Annotated in this window: 1 pseudogene; it reads left to right on the top strand. The window is 70.4% G+C overall.

The features are described 5' to 3' along the window. Window positions 1–183 precede the first annotated feature (183 nt). A pseudogene (locus HMPREF9440_RS12145) lies at window positions 184–439 on the top strand (phosphomannomutase/phosphoglucomutase); the annotation flags it as partial.

Below are 439 nucleotides of genomic sequence, written 5' to 3'. Positions count from 1 at the left end.
CTGTGGGTGCGTCTGCGGGGAAGCGCGGTGCGCGGGAACCCGCGGCGCTCCGAGGCGGGCTCTCCGCCGGACGACTTCCGCCCGCACGTGCGCGCACGTGTGAGAGGTGCGGGAGCAAGACGGTAAAATAACAAGATTCTTCCCGGCGCCCGCGCGTCATCCGAACCCGAGGAAAACCCATTCATGCAGGTCGATCCTTCCATCTTCAAAGCCTATGACATCCGCGGCATCGTCGGCGTGACGCTCACCGAAGAGACCGCGCGCGCCGTCGGGCGCGTGCTGGGGTCGATGGCGCTCGAGGCGGGGGTCGACACCTTCGCCGTCGGCCGCGACGGCCGCCTGAGCGGCCCGGCCCTTGCCCGCGCCCTCATGGAAGGCGTCGCCGATACGGGGATCCGCGTCGTCGACGTCGGCGCCGTGCCCACGCCCGCGCTCTACT

The sequence above is a fragment of the Sutterella parvirubra YIT 11816 genome (genome assembly GCF_000250875.1).
In the GTDB taxonomy this organism is placed as follows: Bacteria; Pseudomonadota; Gammaproteobacteria; order Burkholderiales; family Burkholderiaceae_F; genus Sutterella; species Sutterella parvirubra.
This window is presented reverse-complemented; position numbering and strand designations above follow the sequence as displayed.